Origin of the sequence: Roseomonas sp. OT10, assembly GCF_020991085.1 — a bacterium.
Lineage (GTDB): Bacteria > Pseudomonadota > Alphaproteobacteria > Acetobacterales > Acetobacteraceae > Roseomonas > Roseomonas cutis.
Map to the genome: position 1 here is coordinate 2,953,785 of NZ_CP087719.1, position 15,523 is coordinate 2,969,307.

Below are 15,523 nucleotides of genomic sequence, written 5' to 3' on the forward strand. Positions count from 1 at the left end.
GGAGGCGGGGGCCGGGGGACGGCCCGACGGCAGGCGTGGCGCGACCCACGGGAACCGGCGCGCCCGCCCTGCCCCGCCGGGCCCTGCTGGCGTCCCCGCTGCTCGCCGCTCCGCTGCTGCTGGTCCCGGCCCGCCTCCGGGCCGCGCCGCCCGCCGGGGGCTATCGCTGGCGGATCATCCGCGACGGCAGCCCGGTGGGGACGCATCGCGTGTCCTTCTCCCGCCAGGGGCCGGTGCTCAGCGCGCGGACGGAGATCGCGATCCTCATCCGGCTGATGGGCTTCACTGTCTTCCGCTACCGCCACGACTACACCGAGACCTGGGAGGGGGAACGGCTGACCGGCTTCCGCTCCCTCTCGGAGCGCCAGGGGCTGGTCGTGCAATCCAGCCTGCGCGCACAGGGCGACGGGCTGCTCGCCATCCAGGGGGATGGCCGCGAGGCCCGGCTGCCGCGCGATGCCGCGCCCCTGTCCTGGTGGGACCAGGCGACGCTCACCCGGCCGCTCTTCGACACGACCACGGGCCAGCCGGCGGAGGCCCGGCCGGTGCGCGCCGGCCGCGTCTGGCGGCAGGCGACCGCGCCCTTCGCCGAGGCCGGCTACGACGAGGCCGGCCGCTGGGTGTCCTATGCCGCCAAGGGCGATGACGGCACGCCGGTGCGCTACGAGCCCGAGACGGGCTGACGCACGGCGCGGGCCGTGCCCCCGCCGCGCGATCCGTCCTAGACATGGCCGCATGCTCCAGACCGTCCTCGATGACCTGCTGAGCCGCCAGGACGCGATCCGCGCGCGGCTCGACGCCTTCCTCCGCCTGCCCAGCGTCAGCGCCGATCCGGCCTATGCGCCGGGCATGGCCGCCACCCGGGCCTTCCTGCTCGACTGGCTGCGCGGGGCGGGCTTCGCCGATGCGCGGCTGCTGGAGGGCGACGGCCAGCCCGCCGTCTGCGCCACCTGGCACGGGGCGCCCGGGCGGCCCACCCTGCTGGTCTACGGCCATTACGACGTGCAGCCGCCCGATCCGCTGGAGGCGTGGCGCACCCCGCCCTTCGAGCCGACGGAGATCGACGGGCGCCTCTACGCGCGCGGCGCCTCGGACGTGAAGGGCTCCACCACCATCGCCATCGAGACCCTGGCCGCCTTCCTGCGCCATGGCGGCTGCCCGGTGAACGTCACCCTCTTCCTGGAAGGGGAGGAGGAGACGGGCAGCCCCGGGCTGCGCAGCATCGTGGAGGCGCACCGCGGCCTGCTGCGCGCCGATGCCATGCTCTCGGCCGATGGCGGGCGGGCCAGCCCGACCGTCGCCACGGTGAATGTCGGCGCGCGCGGCTCCAGCGGCTTCGAGATGACGCTGACCACGGCGGCCAAGGACGTGCATTCCGGCCGCTACGGCGGCGCCATCCGCAACGCCCTGCACGAGATGGCGGTGCTGGTGGCCTCGCTGCATGGCCGCGACGGCAGGATCGCGGTGCCGGGCTTCCTGGACGGCGCGCCGGAACCCTCGGCGGCGCAGCAGGCCGAGGCCGCCGCCTTCTCTCCCGACGAGGCGGCCTTCTTCGCCGAGGTCGGCGCCGTCCCCTTCGGCGAGCCGGGCCGCACGATGCGCGAGCGCATCACCCTGCGCCCCTGCATCGACGTGAACGGGCTGTGGGGCGGCTATACCGGGGAGGGCGGCAAGACCGTCATCCCGCATCAGGCGCATGCCAAGGTCAGCCTGCGCCTCGTCCCCGGCCAGGACCCGGAGCAGGCGCGGCAGGCGGTGGTGGACCACCTGCGCGGCCTGTGCCCGGAAGGCTGCCACCTGGACGTCCGCTTCGCCCGCAACGGCTCCCCCGCCTCCAGCCTGCCGCCGGGGCATCCGCTGTTCGAGGCGGCGCGCGCGGTGTGGCGGGAGCTGTCGGGCCAGGACCCGGTGCCAGTGCGGCTCGGCGCCACGGTTCCCATCACCGCGGTGTTCCGCGAGATGCTGGGGATCGACACGCTGATGTTCGGCTTTAACCGGCCGGACGAGGACGTCCACGCGCCGAACGAGCATTTCCACCTGGACTCGCTGCCGCTCGGCCTGCGCGGCTGGGCCATGCTGCTGGACCGGCTGGGGCGGATGAGCCCGGACGCCTTCGCGCCGTTCCGGACGGCGGGCTGACGCCCCGCGGCCCCGGCGCCAACCTCCTTCTGCGGGGCCCCCCGGCGGCGGCGCCCTGCGCGACCGGATCGGCCGGCAACGGGATCGGCCGGCGGAAGCGCCCTGGGCCCGCCGCGCCGGACGGGTCCCATTCACATCTTCCGGCGCCCCGGGATGGGGCGGAGTCTGCCCGGCACCGACTGCCCCTCGGGCGGGCCCAACGGCCCCACCGCCTCGGGAGGCGGGCGGCCGCAGCCACGCCCGGACGGCCTCGGACAGCCCGAATCGCTGCGATCCGGGCGTACCGGGCGGCTAGACCCTCCCACCATCCGGACGCAAGATATTGTGGCCGAAGCCTCCTTGGGACACCATATCCATGGAACGACGCGGGCTGAGCCGCGTTGTCCTCCCGCGCCCGCCACTGCCAACGAGGTTTCCCTGATGGACGGATTCGCCACCCCCTTCGCGCCCCTGCCGCAGACGGCCGACGCCGTGCTGCGGCAAGGCCGCCCGGGTGGCGCCGACCCTGGCCCCGGCTTCAGCGAGGCGCCCCTGCCGCCCCGCGCGCTGGATGCGGGCATGGGCCTCGCCGTCGGCCGTCGCACCGTCTTCCGGCCCGAGGATGGCGAGAGCTTCGGCCGGGTCGCCGACCGGGTGGCGGCCGGCAACACCGCGCTCGGCCGCACGGCGCCCGGCGAGGCCGTGCGGCTGCGCAACGCCATCGCCACCGGCGCGCTGCTGACTTCCGGCCGGCACCTCCAGCATGGCGACGCGGACCAGCCGCGGCGGAACATGGAGGTCTTCACCAACTGCGCGACCGCCATCGCCTCCTTCGCCGAGTTCTACCTGCTGCTGAACGGCTCGGGCGTCGGGCGCGCCTATGACGACGAGCTGGCGGTGGTGGACTGGGGCCAGGCGCCGGCGCTGAAGCTGCACCTCTCCGCCTCCCATCCGGACTACCCGGCCGACCGCGCGACACTGCGCCGCTTCGGGGTGGAGATGGGGCTGCTGCCCTGGGGCACGGACGACGCCGCCTTCGACGCGGCGCTGGAGGAGACCGTCCGCGGCTTCCTGGCCACGGAGCTGGTCGCCGATCCGTCCGGCCTGCCCGCCGGCACACTGGTCCACCGCGTGGCGGACAGCCGCGAGGGCTGGGCCAAGGCGGTTGAGATCCTGGAGGCCATGGCCTTCCGTGGCGAGCGCGACCGCACCCTGCTGCTCGACCTCTCCGACGTCCGCCCGGCCGGCTCGCCCATCCGCGGCATGCAGGGACGCCCGGCCTCGGGGCCCATCTCCCTCCTGCGCGGGCTGATCAACATCCGCCGCCATGTCATCGAGCCGGCGCGCCACCGCGACCCGGCGGACGAGGCGCTGCAGCCCTGGGAGCAGGCGCTGCTGGTGGACCACCACCTCTCCGTCGAGGTGCAGGTCGGCGGCGCCCGCCGCGCCGCGCGCATGGCGACGAAGTCCTGGCGCGATCCCGGCATCCTGCGCTTCGTGCGCGCCAAGTCGGAGGGCGGGCTGTGGACCGCCAACAACTCCGTCATGGCGGACCGCGAGTTCTGGCAGCGCGTCCGCCAGGGGGACGCGGCCGACCCCCTGACCCGCCACGCCCGCGCCGTGTTCGAGGAGGTGACCCGCTGCGCCTTCGTCAACGGCGAGCCGGGCTTCATCAACGGCGACCTGCTGGAGGACCACCGCACGGGCGTCGCCTGGGACAAGCCGGTGCACGAGGACGGGCGCGACTTCCGCTCCGACCGCTACCAGGTGGACGCGGCCGCGGGCCTGCTGGCCGAGACGGCGCGCCGCGCCTCCACCGCGCGCTTCCCGGTGACGACCAACCCCTGCGGCGAGATCACCCTGCACGTCACCGGCGGCTACTGCGTGATCGCCGACTACGCGCCGCTGCTCGCCTGCCCGGTGGAGATCGACGCGCTGACCCCGGGCGACATCCCCGGCGAGGTCGCGGCGGAATGGGATGCGCGGGTGGAGGAATCCGTGCGCCTGGGCGTGCGCTTCCTGATCCGCGCCAACCGGATGGATGCGCTCTATGGCGAGGAGGTCGCGCGCACCAACCGCATCGGCATCGGCCCGACCGGCCTGCACGAATGGGCCTGGGTGCGCTTCGGCCTCGGCTTCCGCGACCTGCTGGACGAGGACCGCGCGGCACCCTTCTGGGCCGCCGTCGCCCGGCTGTCGGAGGCCGCCAAGGCGGAGGCCAACGCCTATGCCGACCAGCTCGGCATGGCGCGCCCGGTCACCGTCACCACGGTCAAGCCGGCCGGCACCACCAGCAAGCTCTTCGGCCTGACCGAGGGCGCCCACCTGCCGGCCCGCCGCCAGTACCTACGCTGGGTGCAGTTCAAGGGCACGCGTGACGAGACGACGGGCGAATGGCTCCCCGGCTCCGACCCGCTGCTGGCCGATTACGCGGCGCGCGGCTACCCGCTGCGTACCCTCCGCTCCTTCCCCGGGATGAGCATCGTGGGCTTCCCCACCGTGCCGCTGCTCCAGCGACTGGGCCTCGCGGACGGGCTGGTGACGGCGCCGGAGGCGACGCCGGAAGAGCAGTACCACTGGCTGCGCCTGCTCGAGCGCCACTGGATCGGCCGCGACCAGGGCAACCAGGTCAGCTACACCCTGAAGGTCTATACCGACCGGCACGACCTGGACGCCTTCCGCGCCATGGTGAAGGAACACCAGCCCACCGTCCGCTGCTGCTCCATCCTGCCGAGCAAGCCGGACCACCAGCTCGGCTACGAGTACCTGCCGGAGGAGGAGATCAGCGCCGGCCGCTTCGCCGCCCTGGTCGAGCAGATCGACGACGAGACGGTGCGCGAGGCGGTGGACTGGGCGCACCTGCAATGCGCCAGCGGGGTCTGCCCGATCTGACCGACGGCCGGGTGCCGCGTCAGTACGGCACCTTGTCCGGCTTCGCCTCCCACGCCTGGAACACCCCCGCCGCCTCCCCGGCGAGGAAGCGCCGCAGCGGCAGGTGGCGCGCCTCCAGCGGGCGTGCCACCTCCTGGTACAGCGCGTCGTCGTCGAAGCCGATCGCCGCGGCATCCTTGCGGTCGTTGCCGTACCAGACGATCCCGATCCGCGCCCACCAGATCGCCGAGAGGCACATCGGGCAGGGCTCGCAGCTGGTGTAGATCACCGCCCCCGACAGGTCGTGCGTGCCCAGCCGGCGGCAGGCGTCGCGGATCGCCACCACCTCCGCATGCGCGGTCGGGTCGGCATCCGGCACCACGCGGTTGGTCCCCTCCCCCACCACGGCCCCGTCCTTCACCACCACGGCGCCGAAGGGGCCGCCGCCGCGATCCAGATTCTCCCGCGACAAGGCGATCGCCCGGCGCATCGCCGGCGCGTCGGCGGCCCCGCTCTCGGGCGGCGGCGGGTCCTGGTGGTCCGCGGGGGCATCGGCCATGCGGGGCGGCTCCTTCCGGCAAGGGGGATCAGGCCCCAACTTCTGCCGCATGGCGCCGACCCTTTCCATCCTCGACCAATCCCCCATCGCCTCCGGCCGCGGGCCGGTGGACGCGATCCAGGAGACCCTCGCCCTGGCCAGGCTGGCCGAGGCGCTGGGCTATGCCCGCTACTGGCTGGCGGAGCACCACAACAGCGAGGCCCTGGCCGGCCCCGCGCCGGAGATCCTGATCGCCGCCATCGCCGCGACCACCTCCCGCATCCGCGTCGGTTCGGCCGGGGTGATGCTGCCGCATTACGCCGCGCTGAAGGTGGCGGAGCAGTTCCGCGTGCTGGAGGGCATCGCCCCCGGCCGCATCGACCTCGGCGTCGGCCGGGCACCTGGCTCGGACGGGCTGACCGCGCTGGCACTGAACCCGAATGCGCGCGAGGCGGCGGAGCAGTTCCCCGGCCAGCTCCGCGACCTGCTGGGCTGGCTGGGTGGCGGCCTGCCGCAGGGCCACCCCTTCGCCCCGATCCGCGCCCAGCCGGAGGTGCCCACCACGCCGCAGGTCTGGGTGCTGGGCAGCAGCGACTACGGCGCGCAGGTCGCGGCGCATTTCGGCCTGCCCTACTGCTTCGCGCATTTCATCACCGACGGGCGCGGGGCGGAGGAGGCGCTGGCGCTCTACCTGGAAGGCTTCCGCCCCGGCGTGATCCGGGAGCCCCACGCCGCGCTCTGCGTCTTCGCCCTGGCCGGGGAGACGGAGGCCGAGGCGCGGCGCCTGTTCCGCTCCCGCGAGCTGTGGCGCCTCGGCCGCGACCGCGGTGTCTACCGCCCGCTGCCCAGCATCGAGGAGGCGGAGGCCTACCCCTATACCGAGGCGGATCTGGCCAAGCTGGAGCGGCTGCGCGCCCGCGCCATCATCGGCACCGGCGCCCAGGTGTGGGACCGCCTCGCCGCCCTGGCCGAGCGGTGCGGGGCCCAGGAAATGGCCGTCCTCACCGCGACCCATGACGCCGAGGCACGGCGGCAGTCCTACGCCCTGCTGGCGGAGGCCGCAGGGCTGAAGGCCCGTGACGGAGCGGTTGCCTGATACCGGCGGCCGGATGATCTGACCCGTCGTGCTGCCGTGTTCCTGCGGTGGACCGGGAGGGGACGCCGTCCCCTCCCAGACCCTCCCCTGCCGGGGCCACAAGCGGGCCCCGGTCCCCGCTGGGAGTTGGCTTTGCGCGGTGAGCGTCAGCCTGCGAGTTGAACCCTGACGGAGCTCGGACAGGCGGGACTCCAGAATAGCTTTGAAGGCGTCAGCGAGGGCTGAGGCCGGACCCGCCGAGGAGCGTGGCTCCTCGGCGCCTTGACCCCGTATCAGGCTGTCCCGCGGCAGCGCTGATCGGGTCCAGGGCCCGCAGGGTCCTGGCGGAGTGGGGGTACGGGGGCGAGGCGGAGCCTTGCCCCCGGGCCACGGGCACCCTGCCGGGACGCATCAAGGCATCGCACCGCCGCGCCGGGTGCAGGCCGCGGCCGCGTGCCTGGCATCCCCGGCGGGCGGCACCCAAAATCGCCGGCCGCCAGAGGCCGTGGCGACCGGCAGTTTGAGTGCAATCCACAGTGAGTACAGTCGATAGACTGGCACGATCGATCGGACCGTTCCGGCCGCGCATGGCGGCAGCCTCCGGATCGGCCAAGCCGACGTACCGAGGCCATCCGAGCCTTGCGTTGGTTAACGGGACGTTAAGCACGTACCTCGGCCTGCCAGTCCCGCGGAAGTGTGATCGGCCGCCCCCCGGTGGAGAACCGCCTCAGCCGCCGCGGGACGCCGGGGCGGCCTGGCCGTCGGCAAGGTCGCGCAGGATCGGGCAATCGGGCCGGCTGCCGCCCTCGCAACGCTCCGCCAGCTCCTGCAGCGTGTCCGCCATGGCGGTCAGCTCCGCCACCTTGCGCCGCAAATCCTCGACATGCGCCAGCGCCACCCGCTTCACGTCGCCGCTGGCGCGGCCGCGATCCTCCCACAATGCCAGCAGCGCGCGGATGCGTTCCATGGGTAGGCCGAAGGTTCGGGCCCGGCGGATGAAGCGCAGCCGGTGGATGTCCGCGCCGGAATAGACGCGATAGCCGGACGGGGTCCGCGGCGCCGCCGGCAGCAGGCCGATGCTCTCGTAGTGGCGCACCGACTTGGCCGAAAGCCCGGCCTCCCGCGCCGCCTCGCCGATGTTCATGCCTGTCCCTCCGGCTTCCAGCCGCGCAGCGTCAGGGCGTTCGTCACCACCGACACGCTGCTCAACGCCATCGCCGCCCCCGCCACCATCGGGTTCAGCAGGCCCAGCGCGGCCAGGGGAATGCCGACCACGTTGTAGGCGAAGGCCCAGAACAGCCCCTGGCGGATCTTGGCATAGGTCCGGCGCGAGACCTCCACCGCCGCCGGGACCAGCGACGGATCGCCGCGCAGCAGCGCGACCCCCGCCGTCTCCATGGCGACATCCGTGCCGGTGGCCATGGCGATGCCGATATCCGCCGCCGCCAGGGCCGGGGCGTCGTTGATCCCGTCGCCCACCATGGCGACCACGCGGCCCTCGCCGCGCAGGCGCTCCACCGCCGCGGCCTTGTCCTGGGGCAGCACCTCCGCCGCCACCTCGTCGATGCCCAGCGGCGTGGCCACGGCCCGGGCGGCGCCGGCACCGTCGCCGGTCAGCATCACGCTGCGGATGCCCTGGCGATGCAGCGCCGCGACCGCCACCGCCGCCCCGGGCTTGGGCGTGTCGCCGAAGGCGATCAGGCCCAGCAGGCGCGGCGGCGCCCCCGCCTCGGACTTGGCCTCGGCCAGCCAGGAGACGGTGCGGCCCGCGGCCTCCAGCCCGTCGGCGCGGGCGGCCAGTACCTCGATCGGAACCTGCTCCTCGGCCATCAGGCGGCGGTTCCCCAGCAGCAGCCGGCGGCCGTCCCGCTCGCCGGCCACGCCGCGACCGGCCAGGGCGCGGAAGCCGGCCGCAGGAACGACGGCCAGCCCGGCGGTCTCGGCGCGGCCGCGGACCGCCCGGGCCAGGGGGTGCTCGCTGCCCGCCTGCAGCGCGGCGGCGAGGGAGAGCAGCTCCGCCTCGGCCACGCCGGCCGCGGGGACCAGATCCGTCACCACCGGCCTGCCCTCGGTCAGCGTGCCGGTCTTGTCGAAGGCGACGACGGTCACCGCATGCGCCCGCTCCAGCGCCTCGGCATCCTTGATCAGGATGCCGGCGCGGGCAGCGGCGCCGGTGCCCACCATGATCGCCGTCGGGGTGGCGAGGCCCAGCGCGCAGGGGCAGGCGATGACCATCACCGCCACGGCGTTCAGGATCGCGGTGGCGAGGTCGCCGCCCCACCACCACCAGCCCAGGAAGGTGACCAGCGCCACCGCCAGCACGGCCGGCACGAAGACGGCGCTGACCCGGTCCACCAGCCGCTGCACGGGGGCCTTCGATGCCTGCGCCCCCTCCACCATCCGCACGATCCGCGCCAGCATGGTCTCCCCGCCGGTCGCCGTGGTCCGGATCACCAGCAGCCCGTCCGTGCCGATCGAACCGGCGGAGACGGGCGAGCCCGGCTCCTTCTCCACCGGCAGGCTCTCGCCCGTCAGCATGGATTCGTCGACGCTGCCGCCGCCCTCGGCGATCACCCCGTCCACGGGGATGCGCTCGCCCGGCCGCACCACGACCAGGTCGCCCGGGGCGATGCGCGCCAGCGGGACCTCGCGCTCCGTCCCGTCCTGCCGGATGCGCGCCACATCGGGGCGCAGCGCCATCAGCGCGCGGATGGCCGAGGCGGTCGAGCGCTTCGCCCGCCCCTCCAGCCACTTGCCCATCAGGATGAAGGTGACGATCAGCGCCGAGCTTTCGAAGTACAGGTGCGGGTCGCCATGCGCATGCGCCCCCGCGCCAGCCGCGAGCAGGTTCCAGGTGCTCAGCCCCCAGGCCGCCGAGGTCCCCAGGGCCACGAGCAGATCCATGTTGGCCGTTCCCGCCCGCAGGGCCTTCCAGCCGGCGGCGTAGAAGCGCCAGCCCAGCCAGAACTGGACAGGGGTGGCGAGGGCGAACTGCACCCAGCCGGGCGGCATCCAGTCCCGGCCGAGCAGGTGCCCGGCCATGCCGGCCAGCATCGGCAGGGAGAGCAGCGCGGCGATGGCAAGGTGCCGCCGTTCCCGCCGCTCCCGTGCCGCGGCACGATCCGCCTCCTGCTGTCCCGCCGCGCCGGACTCGCTGAGCGGGGTGGCCTCATAGCCCGCCCCCGCGACGGCGGCGGCCAGGACGTCCGCATCGGTGGCGCCCGCGGCGGCGACCACATGCGCGCGCTCCGAGGCCAGGTTCGCGCTTGCCTCCAGCACCCCGGGGACGCGCCGCAGCGCCCGCTCGACCCGCCCCACGCAGGAGGCGCAGGTCATGCCCGCCACCTGCAGGTCGAACGTCTCCCGCCCGACGGCGTAGCCCGCCCCCTCCACCGCGTGGAGCAGGGCCGGCAGATCGTGGGTCCCTCCGGGCTTCCCGGTCACCCGCGCCCGGCCGGTGGCAAGGTTCACCGAGGCCTCGGCCACCCCCGGCACGGCCGCCAGTGCCTTTTCCACCCGGCGGACGCAGGAGGCGCAGGTCATCCCCTCGACGGACAGCTCCACCGGGGCGGCGGCCCGGGCGGGCGGAGGGCGGGTCTCGGTCGTGGCGGCGGACATGGCGCGTCCCTGCGGAACAATCACCGCCCCGAGGTGGGGCTTCCCATCATGGGAAGGTCAAGGGCGGAGCAGGGTCGATCTGGGTAGGCCGCCCGGGGCTTGCCCGGCATGGCTGGATTGCGGCGGCGGCCGGGCTGCCGCCCCGGCCGCCTCCCCGTCCCGGCGCCCCGCGGCGGGGCCGGCGGTCAGCCCTTCCCCCAGACCTCCTCCGACACCTCGACGCAGAGACGCAGCTTGTCCCACTGCTGCTGCTCGGTCAGCCTGTTGCCCTCCTCCGTGCTGGCGAAGCCGCATTGCGGGCTGATGGCCAGCTGCTCCAGAGGCAGGTGCTTCGCCGCGGCCTCGATGCGCCGCTTCAGCTCGTCCTTGCTCTCCAGCGCGCCGGTCTTGCTGGTGACGATGCCGAGGACGACGACCTTCTTGCCGCGCGGGACGAAGCGCAGCGGCTCGAAGCCGCCGGAGCGCTCGTCGTCGTACTCCATGAAATAGGCGTCGATGTCGATCTGGTTGAACAGCACCTCCGCCACCGGCTCGTAGCCGCCCGAGGCGATGAAGGTGGATTTGAAGTTGCCGCGGCACAGATGCATGCTCATCGCCATGCCCGGTGGCCGGGCGGCGGTGGCGCGGTTGATCATGTCCGCATAGATCTGCAGCAGCCCCTCGACATGCTCGCCGCGCTGCTTCAGCCCCTCGATCTGCCGGGGGTCGCAGAGATAGGCGATGTTCACCTCGTCGAGCTGGAGGTAGGGGCAGCCGGCCGCGGCGAAGGCGCGCACCGCATCCTCGTAGGCCTGGCCGAGATCGTCGAAGAAGGCATCCAGGTCGGGATAGGCGCTGCGGTCGATCGCCTGCCGCCCGCCGCGGAAATGCACCACGCTGGGCGAGGGAATGGTCTGCTTGGGGATCGCATGCCGCGCCCGGGAGGCTGTATACAGGTAATCGTCGATCATGGTCGGCTTCCAGGCGATCCGGCCATTGACCCGCAGCTTGTGCTGCAGGGTCGCCCCCTCGAACTGCACCTTCTCCTGGGGCTCGTAGATCTCGATCCCCTCCAGCCCGCCCAGGAAGTCGTAGTGCCAGTAGGCGCGGCGGAACTCGCCATCGGTCACGGCGCGCAGCCCGACCTCCTCCTGTTTGGCGATGACGCGGTCGATCTCCGCATCCTCGACCTCGCGCAGCTCGCCGGCGGAGATGCGCCCCTCGGCGCGGGCCTTGCGCGCGTCGCGCAGGACGGGCGGGCGCAGCAGGCTGCCGACGTGGTGCGCGCGGAACGGGGGAAGCTCGGGCCGCGCCGCGGGCGGCCGGTCGATGACATCGGAATGCGACACGGCTGTTCCTCCTGTCGTTGCGTCCCGGCCGAACCTCCTGCCCGGCCGGGGCCGTCGTCGGTCACCCCTTCGGGGCGGGCCGCCGGGAAAAAGCCTAGGAACGGTCCCGGGAGGCGTCAAACGGCCATGGCCCGCCTCTCTGATTCGACGCTTGCCTTACTGGGGTACCGGTTGTATACAGGCCAGAAGCAACGTCCCAAGGAAGCCGCGCCATGACCGCTCCGCGCCCTCGCTTTCCGCTGAACGCCTGGTATGCCGCAGCCTGGGATGCGGAGGTGAAGCGGGAGCTGCTGCCGCGCACCATCTGCAACAAGAAGCTCGTGCTCTACCGCACCGAGGACGACCGCGCGGTGGCGCTGGAGGATGCCTGCTGGCACCGCCTCGTGCCCCTCTCCATGGGCCGGCTGCGCGGCAACGAGGTGCAGTGCGCCTATCACGGCCTGCGCTTCAACGAGCGCGGCCGCTGCACCCACATGCCGTCGCAGGAGACGATCAACCCCTCCGCCAGCGTCCGCTCCTTCCCCGTGGTGGAGAAGCACCGCTTCATCTGGGTGTGGCCCGGCGATCCCGCCCTGGCCGATCCGGCGCTGGTGCCCGACCTGCACTGGAACCACGACCCCGCCTGGGCCGGCGACGGCAAGGTGATCCACGCCGCCTGCGACTACCGGCTGATCGTGGACAACCTGATGGACCTGACCCACGAGACCTTCATCCACGGCAGCAGCATCGGCAACGACGCGGTGGCGGAGGCGCCCTTCGACGTCAGCCATGGCGACCGGACGGCGACCGTCACGCGCTGGATGGTCGGCATCGAGCCGCCCCCCTTCTGGCGCGCGCAGCTGGGCAAGCCGGGCCTGGTGGACCGCTGGCAGATCATCCGCTTCGAGGCGCCCTGCACGGTGGCGATCGACGTGGGCGTGGCGCCGACCGGCACCGGCGCGCCGGAGGGCGACCGCAGCCAGGGCGTCAGCATGGTGGTGATCAACACCATCACCCCGGCCACGGACCGGGCCTGCCACTACTTCTGGGCCAATGTCCGCGACTACCGGATCGGCGAGCAGCGCGTCACCACGGACATCCGCGACGCCATCACCAAGGTCTTCCGCGAGGACGAGATCATCGTCGAGGCGCAGCAGCGTGCCATCGACGAGCATCCCGACCATGTCTTCTACAACCTCAACATCGATGCCGGGGCGATGTGGGCGCGCCGGGTGATCGACCGCATGATCGACCACGAGCTGGGCGGCGGCGTGCCGCTGCGCGTCGCGGCGGAGTAGCGGCTTGTCCGGCCCTGCGCCCCCCGGCAATGGCCCCTATGGCACTGGCCCCCAGGGCAACGCCCCGCAAAGCGTCACCACGCTGCTGCGCCTGCGCGAGCTGATCCTGGACGGGGAGCTGCCGGCGGGCGAGCGCCTGTCGGAGAACGGCGTCTCCGACCGGCTCGGCGCCTCGCGCACGCCGGTACGGGCGGCGCTGGCCCGGCTGGCGGAGGAGGGGCTGCTGGAGCCCATCCCCTCCGGCGGCTTCGCGGTGAAGGCCTTCACCGAGCGCGAGATCCGCGACGCCATCGAGGTCCGCGGCACGCTGGAGGGCCTCGCCGCGCGCCTCGCCGCGGAGCGCGGCGCCTCGCCCGAGGGGCTGGAGCACCTGCGCGAGATCATCGCCCGCATCGACGCGGTGATGGCCGCCACGGACGGGCCGATCGACTTCGCCGAGTACGTCGCGCTGAACGAGCACTTCCACGGCCTGCTGGCGGAGCTGGCGGACAGCGCGGTGGTGGCACGCAAGATCGGCCAGGCGGTGGCCCTGCCCTTCGCCTCGCCCAACGGCTTCGTCCTGGCCCAGGGCGCGCTGCCGGAGGCGCGGCTGATCCTGACCCTGGCGCAGGAGCAGCACCGCGCGGTGGCCGAGGCGATCGCGCAGCGCGAGGGCGCGCGGGCGGAGGCGATCATGCGGGAGCATGCGCGCCTCGCCCACCGCAACCTGTCGCTCGCCCTGCGGCAGGGGAAGCTGCACCTGGTCCAGGGCGGCGCGCTGATCCAGCGGCGCCCGCTGGTCTGAACGGCGTCCGCTGGTCTGCACGGCGGCGGGGATAAGGGGGAGACGAGCATGCGCTTCGACAGCCACTGGGCCACGGCGATCCTGCGCGCCACGCGCGACCTGACGCCCTCCATCCGGGAGTTCACCCTGGCGCCGGAGGGTGGCGCCACCGCCTACCCGACCGGCAGCCATCTCTGCGTGCGGGTGCTGATCGACGGCAAGACCGACCTGCGCCGCTATTCGCTGGTGGGCGAGCAGCCGCGGGACGGCTGCTGGCGAATCGCGGTGAAGCGCGAGGAGCCGGGGCGCGGCGGCTCGCGCTACATGTGGTCGCTGCCGGTGGGGGCGCGGCTGGAAGTGGCGCCGCCGGACAGCTTCTTCCAGCTCTCCCTGGACGCCCCCGGATACCTCCTCATCGCCGGCGGCATCGGCATCACCCCGATCCGCGGCATGGCCACCAGCCTGCGCCGCCGCGGCGTGCCCTTCCGCATGCTCTACGGCGGCCGGGCGCGCGGCGAGATGGCCTATCTGGAGGAGCTGGAGGCGGAGCTGGGCGACCGGCTGGAGGCTTTCCCCGACGATTCGGGCCGCCGCATGGACCTGGCCGCCGAGTTCGCCCGCCTGCCTCCGGAGGCGGAGGCCTATGTCTGCGGCCCGCTCGGCCTGCTGGAGGCGGCCAAGCGCGAATGGCGGGCCGCCGGGCGGCCCGTGGCCCGGCTGGTCTTCGAGACCTTCGGCTCCTCCGGCCGCCACCCCACCCTGCCCTTCAGGGTGCGGGTGCCGCGGCTGGGGATGGAGGTCGAGGTCCCGGCGGCCAGCAGCATGCTGGATGCGCTGGAGGCGGCCGGGGTCGGCGTGCTGTCCGACTGCCGGCGCGGCGAATGCGGCCTCTGCGCCATGGAGGTGCTGGAGGCTGAGGGCACGCTGGACCATCGCGACGTCTTCTTCAGCGATCACCAGCATGAGGAAGGGCGGAAGATCTGCGCCTGCGTCTCGCGCATGGTCGGGGGCACGATCACCGTGGACCCTGCCTTCCGCGGCGACATGCGGCTGAACCCCGGCGTGAAGCTCTCCGCCTGATCGTCCCGCCGGCCCCGGGGGCCGTTCAGGCGGCCTCGGCCAGGTCCTGCAGGGCGGGGGGGTTGCGGATGGTGACCATGCGGCCGGAGGGCAGGTCGATCAGCCCCGCGCGCTTCAGCCGGGTCATCTGCCGGCTGACGGTCTCGATGGTCAGGCCCAGCACGTCGGCGATCTGCGCCCGCGTCACCGGCAGCTCGAAGCTGACGGCACCCGGCTCGTGGGCGCCGCCGGCACGGCCCCCAGCCCCCCCCAGATGCTGCGCCATGTCGAGTAGGAAGCTCGCCACCTTCTCCTCGGCGGTCTTGCGTCCCAGCAGCAGCATCCGTGCCCGGGCCTCGTCCAGCGCCGCCAGGGTGCGGCGCAGCAGCAGCCGCTCCATGCGGACATGGTCCTCCAGCGCCGCCTCGAAGGGCTTGCGCGGGAAGACGCAAAGCTCGGCGTCGGTCAGCGCCGTGACCGTGTGCTCCGCCGCCTCGGCATAAGGGCGGCCGACGAAGTCGGCGGGGTAGAGCAGGCCGACGATCTGCTCCCGCCCGTCGGCCGTGGCGGCGCTCAGCTTCAGCACGCCGGAGAGCAGGTTGGCACAGACCATGGCCTCCTCCCCCGCCCAGATCAGCGTCTGGCCGCGTTCCAGGGTCCGGTGCCGGCCCAGCGCCTTGAGGGCGGACAGTTCCTCATCGTTCAGGCTGCCGCAGAGCGCCTGATCGCGCACCTGGCAGTCGGCGCATACGCGGTGAATCGCTGCCGCTCCCATTCCCGGTCCCGGCAATTATAGGCGCAGTGGCGCGGCATGCCGCAACCATCGGGGTGGATGCTGGCATGCGCCAAGGGCCGGTCCCGGGCGGTCCCCCGGCA

Annotated in this window: 12 protein-coding genes; 7 read left to right on the forward strand and 5 right to left on the reverse strand. The window is 73.6% G+C overall.

The annotated features are described in order from the left end of the window. The first annotated feature begins 35 nt into the window (after window positions 1-35). From LPC08_RS13585 to LPC08_RS13595, 3 genes are all read left to right on the forward strand, one after another. Window positions 36-683 carry a DUF6134 family protein gene (locus LPC08_RS13585; RefSeq protein ID WP_230448778.1) on the forward strand — a complete coding sequence of 216 codons (648 nt, stop codon included), beginning with the start codon at window positions 36-38 and terminating at the stop codon, window positions 681-683. Between the two features lie 52 nt (window positions 684-735). Then, complete coding sequence (locus LPC08_RS13590) at window positions 736-2,139, forward strand: M20/M25/M40 family metallo-hydrolase (protein WP_230448779.1); 1,404 nt, start codon at window positions 736-738, stop codon at window positions 2,137-2,139. 420 nt (window positions 2,140-2,559) lie between these two features. Continuing rightward, window positions 2,560-5,010, forward strand: coding sequence for a recombinase (locus LPC08_RS13595; RefSeq protein WP_230448780.1), 2,451 nt, complete (start codon window positions 2,560-2,562; stop codon window positions 5,008-5,010). A gap of 19 nt (window positions 5,011-5,029) precedes the next feature. On the opposite strand, the gene LPC08_RS13600 is transcribed toward LPC08_RS13595, so the two are convergent. Further along, entirely contained in the window at window positions 5,030-5,548 is a 519-nt protein-coding gene (locus LPC08_RS13600) for a nucleoside deaminase (protein ID WP_230448781.1), read from the reverse strand. 49 nt (window positions 5,549-5,597) lie between these two features. On the opposite strand from LPC08_RS13600, the gene LPC08_RS13605 reads away from it, so the two are divergent. Beyond that, window positions 5,598-6,623, forward strand: coding sequence for an LLM class flavin-dependent oxidoreductase (locus tag LPC08_RS13605; protein WP_230448782.1), 1,026 nt, complete (start codon window positions 5,598-5,600; stop codon window positions 6,621-6,623). A gap of 706 nt (window positions 6,624-7,329) precedes the next feature. Here LPC08_RS13605 and cueR read toward each other — a convergent pair. From cueR to LPC08_RS13620, 3 genes are all read right to left on the reverse strand, one after another. Beyond that, the gene (cueR, locus tag LPC08_RS13610) at window positions 7,330-7,746 is read right to left on the reverse strand and encodes a Cu(I)-responsive transcriptional regulator (protein WP_230448783.1); all 417 of its coding nucleotides are present in this window, start codon (window positions 7,744-7,746) and stop codon (window positions 7,330-7,332) included. Then, window positions 7,743-10,220, reverse strand: a complete 2,478-nt coding sequence (locus tag LPC08_RS13615; RefSeq protein ID WP_230448784.1) for a heavy metal translocating P-type ATPase — start codon at window positions 10,218-10,220, stop codon at window positions 7,743-7,745. The genes cueR and LPC08_RS13615 overlap by 4 nt, the downstream gene beginning before the upstream one ends. Before the next feature lie 185 nt (window positions 10,221-10,405). Further along, a complete protein-coding gene (locus tag LPC08_RS13620; RefSeq protein WP_230448785.1) occupies window positions 10,406-11,548 on the reverse strand; it encodes a 5-methyltetrahydropteroyltriglutamate--homocysteine S-methyltransferase in 1,143 nt (380 codons plus the stop codon). Window positions 11,549-11,760: 212 nt separating this feature from the next. Here LPC08_RS13620 and LPC08_RS13625 point away from each other — a divergent pair, with 212 nt between their 5' ends. Genes LPC08_RS13625 through LPC08_RS13635 form a run of 3 tightly spaced genes read left to right on the forward strand, consistent with a single transcriptional unit; the run spans window position 11,761 to window position 14,668 of the window. Beyond that, on the forward strand, window positions 11,761-12,825 hold the full coding sequence (locus tag LPC08_RS13625) for an aromatic ring-hydroxylating dioxygenase subunit alpha (RefSeq protein ID WP_230448786.1): 1,065 nt from the start codon (window positions 11,761-11,763) through the stop codon (window positions 12,823-12,825). 4 nt (window positions 12,826-12,829) lie between these two features. Further along, window positions 12,830-13,609, forward strand: coding sequence for a GntR family transcriptional regulator (locus tag LPC08_RS13630; RefSeq protein ID WP_230448787.1), 780 nt, complete (start codon window positions 12,830-12,832; stop codon window positions 13,607-13,609). A 48-nt stretch (window positions 13,610-13,657) separates the two neighbouring features. Continuing rightward, the gene (locus LPC08_RS13635) at window positions 13,658-14,668 is read left to right on the forward strand and encodes a PDR/VanB family oxidoreductase (RefSeq protein WP_230448788.1); all 1,011 of its coding nucleotides are present in this window, start codon (window positions 13,658-13,660) and stop codon (window positions 14,666-14,668) included. 25 nt (window positions 14,669-14,693) lie between these two features. Here the strand turns inward: LPC08_RS13635 and LPC08_RS13640 are convergent, their stop codons facing one another. Then, the gene (locus tag LPC08_RS13640) at window positions 14,694-15,380 is read right to left on the reverse strand and encodes a Crp/Fnr family transcriptional regulator (protein ID WP_230448789.1); all 687 of its coding nucleotides are present in this window, start codon (window positions 15,378-15,380) and stop codon (window positions 14,694-14,696) included. Window positions 15,381-15,523 lie beyond the last annotated feature (143 nt).